Annotated in this window: 12 protein-coding genes and 2 tRNA genes; 3 read left to right on the top strand and 11 right to left on the bottom strand. The window is 46.6% G+C overall.

The window, feature by feature from the left end; genetic code table 11:
* Positions 1 to 420: 420 nt before the first annotated feature.
* The 4 genes from AC1DVJ_RS24890 to AC1DVJ_RS24875 form a co-directional block, all read right to left on the bottom strand.
* Positions 421 to 1,005, bottom strand: a complete 585-nt coding sequence (locus tag AC1DVJ_RS24890) for a glycerol-3-phosphate responsive antiterminator (protein ID WP_477594417.1) — start codon at positions 1,003 to 1,005, stop codon at positions 421 to 423.
* A gap of 165 nt (positions 1,006 to 1,170) precedes the next feature.
* Positions 1,171 to 1,244, bottom strand: a tRNA-Ile gene (locus AC1DVJ_RS24885).
* 10 nt (positions 1,245 to 1,254) lie between these two features.
* A tRNA-Met gene (locus AC1DVJ_RS24880) sits at positions 1,255 to 1,331 on the bottom strand.
* Positions 1,332 to 1,420: 89 nt separating this feature from the next.
* Positions 1,421 to 1,585, bottom strand: coding sequence for a hypothetical protein (locus AC1DVJ_RS24875; protein ID WP_167356966.1), 165 nt, complete (start codon positions 1,583 to 1,585; stop codon positions 1,421 to 1,423).
* 225 nt (positions 1,586 to 1,810) lie between these two features.
* Between AC1DVJ_RS24875 and AC1DVJ_RS24870 the strand changes: the two genes are divergently transcribed.
* Both AC1DVJ_RS24870 and AC1DVJ_RS24865 read left to right on the top strand, forming a co-directional pair.
* Positions 1,811 to 3,205 (top strand): dipeptidase, encoded by a 1,395-nt coding sequence (locus tag AC1DVJ_RS24870; protein WP_477594415.1) that lies wholly within the window; start codon positions 1,811 to 1,813, stop codon positions 3,203 to 3,205.
* Positions 3,206 to 3,229: 24 nt separating this feature from the next.
* The gene (locus AC1DVJ_RS24865; RefSeq protein WP_477594413.1) at positions 3,230 to 3,733 is read left to right on the top strand and encodes an N-acetyltransferase family protein; all 504 of its coding nucleotides are present in this window, start codon (positions 3,230 to 3,232) and stop codon (positions 3,731 to 3,733) included.
* A gap of 102 nt (positions 3,734 to 3,835) precedes the next feature.
* On the opposite strand, the gene AC1DVJ_RS24860 is transcribed toward AC1DVJ_RS24865, so the two are convergent.
* Positions 3,836 to 4,231, bottom strand: coding sequence for a RidA family protein (locus AC1DVJ_RS24860; RefSeq protein ID WP_477594411.1), 396 nt, complete (start codon positions 4,229 to 4,231; stop codon positions 3,836 to 3,838).
* A gap of 23 nt (positions 4,232 to 4,254) precedes the next feature.
* Positions 4,255 to 5,139, bottom strand: a complete 885-nt coding sequence (dapA, locus tag AC1DVJ_RS24855; protein WP_477594409.1) for a 4-hydroxy-tetrahydrodipicolinate synthase — start codon at positions 5,137 to 5,139, stop codon at positions 4,255 to 4,257.
* 112 nt (positions 5,140 to 5,251) lie between these two features.
* Here dapA and AC1DVJ_RS24850 point away from each other — a divergent pair, with 112 nt between their 5' ends.
* Entirely contained in the window at positions 5,252 to 6,127 is an 876-nt protein-coding gene (locus tag AC1DVJ_RS24850) for a LysR family transcriptional regulator (RefSeq protein WP_477594407.1), read from the top strand.
* Between the two features lie 169 nt (positions 6,128 to 6,296).
* Here AC1DVJ_RS24850 and pyrE read toward each other — a convergent pair whose 3' ends face one another.
* From pyrE to AC1DVJ_RS24825, 5 genes are all read right to left on the bottom strand, one after another.
* On the bottom strand, positions 6,297 to 6,938 hold the full coding sequence (gene pyrE / locus AC1DVJ_RS24845) for an orotate phosphoribosyltransferase (protein ID WP_477594405.1): 642 nt from the start codon (positions 6,936 to 6,938) through the stop codon (positions 6,297 to 6,299).
* A gap of 44 nt (positions 6,939 to 6,982) precedes the next feature.
* Positions 6,983 to 7,672: an orotidine-5'-phosphate decarboxylase gene (pyrF, locus tag AC1DVJ_RS24840; RefSeq protein WP_477594425.1), complete on the bottom strand. Its 690-nt coding sequence runs from the start codon at positions 7,670 to 7,672 to the stop codon at positions 6,983 to 6,985.
* Positions 7,673 to 7,726: 54 nt separating this feature from the next.
* Positions 7,727 to 10,936, bottom strand: a complete 3,210-nt coding sequence (gene carB, locus AC1DVJ_RS24835; protein WP_477594402.1) for a carbamoyl-phosphate synthase large subunit — start codon at positions 10,934 to 10,936, stop codon at positions 7,727 to 7,729.
* A complete protein-coding gene (gene carA, locus AC1DVJ_RS24830; protein WP_477594400.1) occupies positions 10,923 to 12,095 on the bottom strand; it encodes a glutamine-hydrolyzing carbamoyl-phosphate synthase small subunit in 1,173 nt (390 codons plus the stop codon). The genes carB and carA overlap by 14 nt, the downstream gene beginning before the upstream one ends.
* Before the next feature lie 184 nt (positions 12,096 to 12,279).
* On the bottom strand, positions 12,280 to 13,563 hold the full coding sequence (locus AC1DVJ_RS24825) for a dihydroorotase (protein WP_477594398.1): 1,284 nt from the start codon (positions 13,561 to 13,563) through the stop codon (positions 12,280 to 12,282).
* Positions 13,564 to 13,581: the final 18 nt, after the last annotated feature.

The raw sequence follows: 13,581 nt of genomic DNA, 5'->3' as shown, positions 1-13,581 counted from the left end.
GCTGGATGATCCGTATGATAAACGCAGCCATCAAGGTCAAAAAAGTATACATCTGCCATCCTGAGAAACTTATAATCTATTGTTTGCATATGTTTATCAGAACCTTTCTACTAGTCATATGGTTTCCATTCTTCAGAGCTTTAGCTTATTTACTCGCTAAATTGCCAAGTACTTATTGATTTTCGAAGATAAGTCAAAGTAAATTGTCGGATTGTATCTATGCCTAGACTTCCAACGATGATAAGTACTCTCAATTACATTTGGATGTTCCTCCCCGTTAGTGACCTTTGAATGTATCAATATATAGAAAAAAGAAAGCTACATAAACAATAAACATAAAGAACCTAAGTTCTTAGTTCATTGTTTAGAGCTTTCTCTCGTCCTTCACTCCAAACTAACTATTATGAAATTATATTTGATTTAAAATAGATCTTCAAAAGAAAGATTCCAAAAAGCTTTATCGCTTACAGACAGGCAAGTCGCACCCGCATTCAGGCTTTCCTTAACTTCTTCTTTCGAATCAATTAATCCACTTGCTATTACAGGAATGTCGGTAAGTGTCTCGGAAAATGTATGGATAATCTTCGAGACAACACCTGGCATAAGTTCGACACCATCTGGTCGTACGTTTTGAGAAACATTCAACCCGTTCATCAATGCAGATGAATCTAGTATAAACAGATGAAGAATTCCGAATAAGCCGACCCGTTTCGCTTCCTTAATCAAATGGCTTTTAGTTGTCACAATTCCATCTGCACCGACGTAATCGGAGATGAAATCCACACTTTCCTTATCCGTACTCGATAAACCTCGAATTAAATCTAAATGAATAAAAGCACTTTTCTTACTTTCCTTCGTAAGCCTAACGGCATGGATGATTTCTTTCACATTTCCACCCATGAAGAAAAGGTTCTCTACTCGGCTATCAAGTGCACTTTCGACATCTTCAACCTTTCGAACAGCGGCAATTATCGGATTATTCCCAATCTTATGAAGCAGTGACATTAAGTATGGTTCCTTCCTTGAGTTACTTCACACTGCAAGCTTAACATCTCTATATAACCGCTGTCAAGATAGCGCTTTCAAATTATTACAAAATATTTTCTTATCTCTCATATTTCGTCCCCTAAAATAAATAAAAACCCTTATAAATCAAGGGTTTACGTGCTATGGGCCCAGAGGGACTCGAACCCCCGACCAATCGGTTATGAGCCGACCGCTCTAACCAACTGAGCTATAGGCCCTAATGAAATTTGGTTGCGGGGGCAGGATTTGAACCTGCGGCCTTCGGGTTATGAGCCCGACGAGCTACCGAGCTGCTCCACCCCGCGTCATGAGTGCCGCTCAACAGCGACAAAAATAAATATACACTAACGGCGCAGGCTTAGTCAAGCGTTAATTTTATGCATAGTCCGTTCAATTACGTGTTATACCGCACGCCGAAACGGCCCTTTTTCGACTTATACACTTCAACTTCCTGCGGGCACTCATACCCATAGATCCACCAATCTTCTTCCATTCTCTTGGCTAAACAACCAGCTTGAAACTTCGAATCGTACAATTTCGCCCAATAAATCCAGTTCATGTTCATCACTCCATTATATTCAGATCGTTACCTTTAGCTTATCCATATTAAGGTTCTCTTATTAGCAACCCAACACGCTGCGTTGCTTCTTTACGTAGGGACTGCATTTTTTTGACCATATAACAATAAAATTGTGACGGTTTAAAGGAATAGCAGGAATTTCCCTGCTTTTGGGGAAGTTAAGTGATGTAGACTATTTGGCAGCAGAAAAAGGAGATTACACCCATGATTGAAACGATCAAAAGCTACTTACAAACACATAAGGATGAACACATAGAGGAACTCTTGGCGTTTTTGCGGATTCCAAGCATTAGTGCTGTTGCCCAGCACCAACCAGATATGCTGAGATGTGCCGAGTGGACTGCTCAGTCTTTAAAAAAGGCAGGACTCGATAACATCGAAATCATGCCAACGAAAGGGCATCCCGTGGTTTATGCGGATTGGTTACATGCGCCTGGCAAACCGACGGTTCTAATTTATGGCCATTATGATGTGCAGCCCGCTGAGCCATTAGATCTTTGGGAGTCGCCTCCTTTTGAGCCGATCATCCGTGATAATAAGCTGTTCGGACGTGGAAGTACAGATGACAAAGGCCAGCTCCTGCTTTATGTAAAGGTTGTTGAGGCTTTTCTACAAACACATGGAACGCTTCCGGTTAACGTGAAATTCTGCATTGAAGGTGAGGAAGAAATTGCGAGTAAGAACCTCCCTGCGTTTGTTGAAGCTCATGCTGCTAAATTGCAAGCTGATTCCATCGTGTTATCCGACACGCAAATGCACGGTCCTGGCAAGCCAGCGCTTATGTACGGGCTTCGCGGCTTAGCAGGATTCGAAATCACCATCGATGGTGCCAATAGTGACCTGCATTCGGGTCTTTTTGGCGGTGCGGTTCAGAATCCGATTCACGCTTTGTCCAAGCTGCTAAGCTCCTTCCATGATGAGGACGGTCATGTAGCTGTAAAAGGCTTTTATGACCGTGTCATTGAGCTCTCAGACAAAGAACGCGAAGCCTTCAAGCAAGTTGAACCCGATGAGAATAAGGTTCGCACGAATTTAAATGTTACGGATCTTTACGGTGAGAAAGGCTTCTCCTTCTATGAGCAAACGACTTCCCGACCTACACTTGAAATCACATCAGTTAGTGGCGGCTTCCAAGGTGAGGGGATCAAACCGATTATTCCGAATCGCGCTACGGCTAAAATCGCATGCCGCCTAGTCGCTGCGCAGGTCCCAGAAGAAATCATGGATTTGGTCGAAGCCCATATTCATGCACAGGTTCTTCCAGGCGTGTCCATTTCGTTGGACCGTCAATTGCGAGGTAACCCTTTTATCACACCTATAGATGAACCTGTTATGGTTGCTGCAGCGGAAGCTTATGAGGAAACATTTGGTGAATGGCCGGTTTACACGCGTAGTGGCGGGTCTATTCCGATTGTTGAGGTTTTGGGACGTGTATTGGATGCGCCTGTGGTCCTTATGGGCTTTGGATTGCCTGGTGAGAATCTTCATGCACCGAATGAGCATTTCCATTTGATGAATTGGGACAATGGTACGGAGACGATCAGCCGATACTGGTTGAAGCTTGCCGAGCTGTCTGAGAGTAAAACTACTACTAACTAAGCTAAAACAAAAGGAGTAACTTCAATGGGGAAGCAATTACATATACGCGATGCACAATTGGAAGATTTATCTGAAATCGTACGCATCTACAACTCAACGATCGCAGGACGCATGGTTACAGCAGACACAGAGCCAGTCACAACAGCCAGCCGCGAGCGCTGGTTTCATGAGCATTCCGCCGATTTCCGACCTTTATGGGTGCTTGAAAATGAGAGTGGCATTTGTGGTTGGCTGAGCTTCCAGTCCTTCTACGGGCGCCCTGCCTATAACGCAACTGCGGAAGTCAGCATCTATGTGGATGAAGCCTATCGTGGACAAGGCATCGGTCGATACTTGATGGAACAAGCGCTTGAAGTAAGTCCCAAGCTTGGGCTGAAATCGTTGTTAGGCTTTATTTTCGGGCACAACGAGCCGAGTCTGCAGCTTTTCCGCAAATTTGGCTTTACCAATTGGGCGCATTTGCCCGGGGTCGCCGAGTTAGATGGCGTTGAGCGTGATTTGATTATTTTGGGTAAACGCGTGGGTTAGTGGACTCCTTCACTTGCTGAGTCAAAAGTAAAAGCGCTACTCCTCTCAAACCAGCAATAACGACATCGCTGAGCTTGGGGATGTAGCGCTTCCATTCACCATTTACAACTCACGCGGCGCTACAACGGCCTCCACCTCTATCTCAATCAGCAATTGCGGGTCAATCAAAGCCTTCACCTCAACCATCGTCGCCACAGGCTGCACTTCTCGAAAATACTCACCATGTGCCCGACCGAACTCTTCCCACAACGAAATATCCGTCACGAACATCCGAGTTCGAATGACATCGGATAGCTGTGCGCCAAGTTCTTGAAGCGCCTGTTCAATCGTTTGAAGAATGAATCGTGCTTGCTCGTAGGCATTGCCTACACCAACCACCTCGCCATCCTTCATCGCGGTTGTACCTGCAACCTCTATCCGGTCCCCTACGCGAATGGCTCGGCAGTAACCAACCACAGGTTCCCACGGTGAACCCGTAAATACTCTCGTTCGTTCCATTTCCCGCAACAACTCCTTGCATTTTATATATAGGTAGCTAATTTCATTTGTAAGCCCTCTGTCACAGGTAAAAGTGGTAACCGCAAAGCACCTGACCCGATGACGCCTTGTTGGTGCAGCAACCATTTGATCGGAGCTGGATTAGGCTCTTGGAACAGCAGACGGATAAGTGGAAGCAACTCCTCAAATTGTTCTCGACTCTCCTCATAGGCCCCCTGTGCATAACTACGAATAAACGAAACAAATCGCTCCGTCTCCACATTCGCTGAAGCACTCATCACACCTTTGGCCCCTGCTTGCAGCGCTGCAAAAAGTAACGTGTCTTCACCGCATAGAACAGGTTTAGAGCCCAGTCTAGTCAACTCCGTAACCAGCCCGATGTTAGGCGTACTATCTTTCATGCCAATAACACCATCGATGTCGAGAATGGTACGCACCGTATCCAGCTCTAGTGTCACCCCTGTGCGATGCGGAACATCATATAAAATCACAGGCACACCAACTCTTGCTACCCGACGAAAATGCTCAATGATCCCCTGCTGACTTGGTCTGTTGTAATAAGGTACCACAACTAACGCAGCCTCTGCTCCTAGTTTGCCAGCTTCTTCTGTTTTTCTAACCGTTGATAATGTATCATTCGTTCCTGTTCCTACAATAAGAGGCACCTGAACATGCGCTGCGTCACGAGCTGCTTGAGCTGTAGCGAACAAGACACCAAGCTCGTCTTTCGTAATGGTGGGTGATTCCCCAGTTGTCCCATTGACAACTAATCCATCTATTTCATCTTGAAACAGGTTATAAGCTTGATTGTAAAAGGATGCTGCATCCACTTCATGTTCTTGATCAAAAGGGGTGATGATGGGTACATAAATCCCCTGTAGGTCTTTTTCTTTTAGCAAAATAACCATCTCCCTGCCTCGTTTGTTTGTACATTTACTTTAGCATGGAACTATCCATCACAGTTAGCTATAATAAATGATAGAACTCATCAAAAATATTGATAATAAAGCGAGGCCATACATGGATCTGACGTATTTCCGTACCTTTCGGGAGGTTGCCCGTAGGAAAAGCTTCACACGTGCTGCAGAAGAATTGGGCTATGCGCAATCAAGCATAACTATGCAAATTCAAAAGCTGGAACGTGAATATGGTGTTCCCCTATTTGAACGGTATGGGCGACAGTTACGCCTCACGCCACCTGGAGAAAGCTTACTCGTGCTAACGCAGCAAATGTTGGAGATTTATGATCAATCCAAAGAAATGATAGCGAATCAAGTGAGCGGAACTTTAACAATCGGGACCATTAACTCCCTGGCAGCTTACTATTTACCTCCTTTTCTCCATGAATTAAAGCAACTTTATCCTGGGCTAAATATCCAACTTTTCCCTGACAGCGAAGCCTCTATCCTCACCAAGGTAAAAGAAGGAGATTATGATATTGGACTCTTGTTAGATCAATATCCAGCAGATCCTACACTCGTATGTTCAAGTGTCAGAGAAGAACAGCTCGTCTTCATTGCTCCACTGGATCACACTTTAGCTCAGCAATCGCATATTCAGCTCGCCGACCTCGGGAACACGGAATTTATCGTCACGGAGGAAGGCTGTATCTATCGAGGGAAGTTTGAAAGGCTGCTGAAAGACAATGCCGTCGCCCTAAAAATCGGCTTCGAGTTAGGCAATGTAGAAACGATTAAACATTGTGTGATGAGCGGGTTAGGGATCGCCTTGTTGCCGCGGATCACGGTTGCGAGTGAACTTGCACAGGGCAAGCTCGTACAGCTCCCATTTACGCATACGCAGCTCTCTATGGACTTACAAATGGCGATTCATCCGAAAAAGTGGATGTCCCAGCCCCTGCAAGCGTTCATTCACTTGCTTACCAAACAAAATTGAACAAAAAAAGAAGCTCACCTTTGCGAAAAGGTAGAGCTTCTTCTTAATTAATCGCGAATGTCAAGATTAGCACCCAAGTGCGGCGCCGCTGGAGCGGTAACCTGCGCTTGGTTCTTCACGAAATCTTGTAATCATACACATTTCGTCAATTCTCGTCATTGTGAAACAGTTAAACGCCGTAAGCAGAAGGATTGACTCTCCATGAACGCAACAGTTCCATATCCGCTTGCTGGATCTTCCCTTTTTCCAAAGCAACCTCTAGCAAGGTCGAATAGTTAGACAGCGTGTGTAGAGGCATGTCTGCCGCCGCGAACGCATCTGTTGCTTTATCCAGCTGATAGGAGAAAATCGCTAGTACACCAAGTGCTACAGCTCCCGCATCTTTCACGGCAACTGCCGCTTTCAGCGAGCTTCCACCCGTGGAAATCAAGTCTTCGATGACGATGACTTTTTGACCTGGTTTCACAGAGCCTTCAATCAGGTTCTCTTTGCCATGTCCTTTCGCTTTATCGCGAATGTAGATCATCGGAAGACCTAGCTTTTGAGCTACCCAAGCTGCATGTGGAATGCCAGCAGTTGCCGTTCCTGCAACAACCTCTGCTTCAGGGAATTTCTCCTTGATCAATGCGACGAAACCATCGGCAATCGCATCACGGATAGCGGGGTGTGACATGGTCAAACGATTATCGCAATAAATGGGAGATTTCAGTCCCGATGTCCATGTAAAAGGCTGTTGCGGACGAAGAGCCACCGCTTCAATATCTAATAACGACGCTGCAATATGCTGCGCGATTGTTTCGAGCTTACTCATACCTCACCGTTCCTTTCAAAGTTAGATCGAACAGCTCTTGAAAACTACACGATTGAATCGATAATCGCTTCAATCGCTGCTCTTGGGTCCGCTGCGCCTGTGATCGGACGCCCGATTACGACGTAGTCCGTCCCCTGCGCGAACGCCTCAGCCGGCGTCATGATGCGCGACTGGTCGCCCACGTCGGCCCCCGCCGGGCGGATGCCTGGCGTCACGGTGACGAAGCCGTCACCGCACGCCGCTTTAATCGCCGTCACCTCAAGCGGTGACGCGACGACCCCGTTAAGCCCCGCGGCTTGCGCCAAGTGGGCATACCGAATGACGGCCTGCTCGGTCGTACCGGCCAGGCCGATCTCGTCATTCAGCACCTGCTGCGAGGTGCTGGTCAACTGCGTCACGCCGATCACGATCGGGCGTGCTGCCCCTAAAGCTAGCCCCTTGTCGATCCCCTCCAAGGCGGCTTCCATCATGTGCTTGCCTCCGGCAGCATGCACATTGAACACATCAACCCCAAGGCGCGTCACGCTTTCCGCGCCGCCCTTGACAGTGTTCGGAATGTCATGCATCTTCACATCGAGGAACACCTTGTAGCCGCGATCCTTCAGACTCGCGACAAAGGTAGGACCTGCAGCATAAAACAGCTGCATTCCTACCTTTACATAACAGGGGATGCCTTCGAGCTGCTTAAGCAGCCCTTCAGCACCTTCTGCGTTCGCGTAATCCAAGGCGACCATAATGCGTCCAGTAACATCTGTGCGTGTTAATGTACTCAAGTTTGGCACCATCCCTTAGACATGAATTGGCATTGCACGTGAGGAGAAGTTAATCGTTTCTAGCATATTGACTAGCGCTCTAACCGTATCGAGGGATGTCATACAGACGACACCGTTCTCTACCGCTTCACGACGAATTCGGAAGCCGTCACGCTCAGGCGTTTTACCCTTAGTCAATGTGTTCACAACGAACTGAGCATCACCGCTACGGATAAGGTCAAGAATGTTCGGTGAGCCTTCACTAAGCTTGTTCACGGTTGTAACTGGAAGACCGGCTTGTGCAATTGCCTCGGCAGTTCCACCTGTTGCAATGATTTTGTAGCCTAAGCGGTAGAAGCCTTTCAAGATTTCAATCGCTTCATCTTTATCTTTATCCGCAACAGTGACCACAACGGATCCTGCAGCTGGAATTTTCATGCCTGCACCAATCAAACCTTTGTATAAGGCTTTTGCGAAATTGATATCGCGCCCCATAACTTCACCCGTGGACTTCATTTCAGGCCCGAGTGTTGTATCTACACGGCGAAGCTTCGCGAAGGAGAATACCGGTACTTTGACAGAAACGTACTTATCTTCAGGCCATAGACCACCTTGGTAGCCCATGTCGGCAAGTGTTTGACCCATGATTACGCGTGTTGCCACATTTGCCATCGGAATATTAGTCACTTTGCTTAAGAATGGTACCGTTCTAGAAGAACGCGGATTAACCTCGATCACATACACTTGATCGTTATGAATAACGAACTGGATGTTCACTAGACCAACTACATTCAACTCTAAGGCGATTTTCGTTGTGATATCGATAATTTGTTGCTTAATCTCTTCTGAAATGGATTGTGGCGGATATACGGCGATCGAGTCACCAGAGTGAACCCCAGCGCGCTCAACGTGTTCCATAATCCCTGGGATTAGAACCGTTTCTCTATCACAAATGGCGTCAACCTCTACCTCTTTACCAAGCATGTAACGGTCGATTAGAACCGGATGCTCAGGGTTGATTTTCACCGCATACTCCATGTAGCTAAGTAGCTCTTCATCCGAATAGACGATTTCCATTGCGCGTCCACCTAGTACGTAGGAAGGACGAACGATAACCGGATAGCCGAATTTCGCTGCTGTACCAACCGCTTGATCGACAGATGTTACAGTGCCGCCTGGAGGTTGTGCAACCGAAATTTTGCTAAGCAACGCTTCGAATTTCTTACGATCTTCAGCTGTATCGATACTTTCTAGATCAGAACCTAGAATGCGAACGCCTGCTTTGTGCAAAGGTGCTGCCAAGTTAATCGCCGTTTGTCCACCGAATTGAACGATTACGCCGATTGGCTGTTCACGTTCGATCACGTTCATTACGTCTTCGAAGAACAATGGCTCGAAGTACAAGCGATCTGAGGTATTGAAGTCTGTTGATACGGTTTCAGGGTTATTGTTGATAATAACCGCTTCATAACCAGCAGCTTGAATCGCCCATACGGCATGAACCGTGGAGTAATCGAACTCGATCCCTTGACCGATACGAATTGGACCCGATCCTAGAACAACAACTTTCTCTTTCGTTGTTTCTGTTACTTCATCTTCTTGCTCGTATGTGGAGTAGTAGTAAGGTGTTGAAGCTTCAAACTCAGCCGCACACGTGTCTACCATTTTGTAGACTGGTTTAATGTTTTGTTGCAAACGGAATGTTCTTACATCCGCTTCTTTCGTGAAGGTCGAGCAGCCTGCCAATGTACGGATTTCCGCAATCGCACGGTCTGTAAAGCCTTTACGCTTGATTTCGAAAATAAGCTCAGCAGTTAGATCCTTGGCTGCGATTTCCTTCTCATACGTGATAAGTGCGCTTATTTTGTTCAGGAACCACCAGTCAATTTTCGTCAAATTTTGCAATTGCTCCACCGTATATCCCCTGCGGAATGCTTCTGCTAGTAAGAACAGTCGCTCATCATCTGGTTTTACTAAACGTAGTTCTAACGTTTCTTTATCTAGTAGATCTGTTTCTTTCAAGAACAAGCGGTGAACGCCGATTTCTAGGGAACGAATCGCTTTATGAATGGACTCTTCGAACGTACGGCCAATCGCCATAACTTCGCCAGTCGCTTTCATTTGCGTACCTAGCTTACGGTTTGCTGCAGTGAACTTATCGAAAGGCCAGCGTGGGATTTTGGAAACGATGTAATCCAATGCTGGTTCGAAGCAAGCATACGTTTGACCCGTTACTGGGTTAACTAGTTCATCAAGTGTGTAGCCAATTGCAATTTTCGCTGCCATCTTGGCAATCGGATAACCAGTTGCTTTGGATGCAAGTGCTGATGAACGACTTACACGCGGGTTAACTTCGATAACGTAATATTGGAAGCTATGTGGATCAAGTGCGTACTGTACGTTACAGCCACCCTCAATTTGTAAGGCACGAATAATTTTAATGGAAGCAGAACGCAGCATTTGATACTCACGGTCCGACAATGTTTGGCTTGGTGCTACAACGATACTATCGCCTGTATGTACGCCTACTGGATCAAAGTTCTCCATGTTACATACCACGATACAGTTGTCGTTCGCATCACGCATTACTTCGTACTCGACTTCTTTCATACCCGCGATGCTACGCTCTACGAGACACTGTCCGATTGGACTGTAACGAATCCCGGAAGCAACGATTTCTGTCAACTCTTCCATCGTGTTACAAATACCGCCGCCTGTTCCACCTAGTGTGTAAGCAGGACGAATGATGATTGGGAAGCCGATTTCGTTAGCAAAATCAACGGCTTGAGCCACTGTTGTTACGATAACGCTATCTGGTACAGGTTGCTCTAGCTCTCTCATCAAGTCTCTGAAAAGGTCACGATCTTCCGCTTTCTCAATCGCTGTAAGCTGAGTTCCAAGAAGCTTAACATTCTCACTCTCTAGAACGCCTGCACGAGCAAGTTCAACCGCCATGTTAAGACCCGTTTGTCCGCCAAGTGTTGGAAGCAAGCCATCCGGACGTTCTTGACGAATGATTTGTGTAACGAACTCAAGCGTGATCGGCTCAATGTATACTTTATCAGCCATGTTCGTATCTGTCATGATTGTAGCTGGATTGCTGTTGATCAGGATAACTTCCATGCCTTCTTCTTTCAATGCTTGGCAAGCTTGTGTACCAGCGTAATCGAACTCCGCCGCTTGACCAATAACGATCGGACCGGAACCGATAACGAGAATCTTTTTGAGTGTATTATTTTTTGGCATATTGCAGTTCCTCCTTCACAGATGTCGATGCCGTGGAAGCATTCCACTGAGCAAGCATTTGCGCTTGGCGCGGCTGCTGTGGGTTATCTAGCTTATGCTGACGAATCAGCGAGATGAAATCATCGAACAGGTAGCTGGAGTCAAATGGTCCAGGTGCTGCTTCTGGGTGATATTGAACCGAGAACGCTGGGTATTGCTTATGGCGTAAGCCTTCGATCGTGCGATCGTTATTGTTAATGTGTGTCACTTCAAGATTCGTACCTTGAATGGAATCTTCTTTAACAGTGTAGCCATGGTTTTGCGATGTAATGTAGCAACGGCCGGAAGTAAGATCCTTAACCGGGTGATTCCCGCCGCGATGACCAAATTTCAATTTATCTGTGTCTGCGCCACAAGCGAGTGCAAACAATTGGTGACCTAAGCAAATTCCGAATAGCGGAATATCGCCAAGCAAGCCTTTAATCATGTCAACTGCGTATGGAACATCCTTCGGATCCCCAGGGCCATTCGACAGCAATACACCGTCTGGAGCAAGGCGACGAATTTGTTCAGCAGTTGCATTATGTGGAACAACCACAACATCACAATCGCGCTTGCTAAGATCACGGATGATACCGCTTTTTGCTCCGAAGTCGACTAGAACAACACGCTCTTTGTGCCCTGGAGCACCGAAAACGCTTTTCGTAGAAACACGGGAAACTTGATCTGTCATGAGCGGCGTGTTTTTAAGAGTTGCCATCAATTCTTCAACGGATTTATTGGACGTTGTCAGGATACTTTTCATTACGCCATAATGACGAATTTTACGAGTCAACATGCGTGTATCGATGCCGCTGATGCCTACAATGCCGTATTCTTTCAACAGGCTGCCTAGCGTGTACTGAGCTCTCCAGTTACTTGGGATTTCTTCATGCTCACGCACAACGAAACCGTGGATGAATGGACGCACGGACTCGAAATCATCGCGAATCACACCGTAATTCCCTTGTAGTGGATACGTCATCGTTACGATTTGTCCACAGTAAGAAGGATCCGAAAGTACCTCTTGGTAACCAGTAATACCTGTATTAAAAACGACCTCGCCGACGGATTCACCTTCACTACCGAACGATTTTCCTGTAAAAAGAGTGCCGTCTTCCAGCAACAATCTTGCCTGCATGTTCTTTCAACTCCTTCGCTATTGTCAGGCGGTTCTCTCGAACCGCGGATGTCATGCTTACGATTTCACGCTTCACGGACTTGCATAAAGATTAATCTTTCTGTATAAATATACACGATTTTTCATTGATCGTATAGATGCTTCGCGTGATTTAGACTTTAAACCACAGCCTTTTCCGAACTTTTTATGACCAAACGACCTTACCAGAAGCAATCGTCACAACCGGCCAGCCTTTCAGCTCCCAACCAATGAATGGTGTGTTTTTGCTGCGAGATACGATCTCTTCTTTTAGAACAGCTTTGGAAGTATCCAGGTCAACGATCGTAATGTCTGCCGCGCTGCCTACCTCCAATGTTCCGTATGGAAGACCGAATACATCAGCTGGCTTCTTGGTCATGCGATCCACAAGGAAGCCAAGCTTCCATTTGCCAGTAAGCACAAATTTCGTGTACAGCAAGGAGAATGCTGTTTCGAAACCGAGAATTCCGAATGGCGCAAGCATCATGCCCTTCGCTTTCTCTTCTTCCGTATGCGGCGCATGGTCCGTCACGATGATGTCGATTGTGCCATCTTCAAGTCCTTCGATGACAGCCTGTACATCACGCGGCGTACGAAGCGGCGGGTTCATCTTCCAGTTCGCGTCCATCCCTGGAATGTCTTCTTCCGAAAGCACTAGATGATGCGGACAAACCTCAGCAGTAACCTTGATGCCGAACTGCTTCGCATGACGGATCAAGCGAACCGATTGCTCCGTGCTAACGTGGCATACATGATAGTGAACGCCAGTCGCTTCAGCTAGCAGCACATCGCGTCCTACATGAATCGCTTCGGATTCATTCGGGATGCCTTTCAAGCCATGCTTTGTAGCAAATGTCCCTTCGCTCACTGGTGCTCCAACAACCAACGTGTCATCCTCACAGTGAGCGATGATTGGCATACCGAGGGATGCAGCCAATGCCATGGCATCCTTCATCATTTGCGCACTTTGAACGCCAACGCCATCGTCTGTGTAACCGATAACGCCCGCTTCTTTCAAAGCTGCGAAATCTGTCAGCTCACGGCCAAGCTCATTCTTCGTGATCGTTCCATAAGGAATGACGCGTACGACGCCTTCTGTTGCTGCTTTATCTAATATGTAATTTACCGTATTTACCGTATCAATAACCGGTCTTGTATTTGGCATACAAGCAATCGTAGTAAAGCCGCCTCTTGCTGCGGAACGTGTTCCTGTCGCAATGTTCTCTTTATGTTCAAAGCCAGGCTCTCTCAAGTGAACATGCATATCGATGAAGCCAGGTGATACAAGCTTGCCCGCTGCGTCTATGACTTCATGACCTACAGTTTGTGGTGTTTCACCATTCGTAGCATCTACAACCTGAGCGATCTTATCATTCTCCACCAAAATGTGTTTCTTTGATTGAACATTATTTACATCAACGGTTAGTCCGTTTAGAATCCAAATTCCCATGCTGTGAAATCCTCCTCA

It is taken from the genome of Paenibacillus sp. P4_A9 (assembly GCF_056402415.1).
The sequence above is the reverse complement of the archived record's forward strand: the minus strand, read 5'-3'. Positions and strand labels throughout refer to the sequence as shown.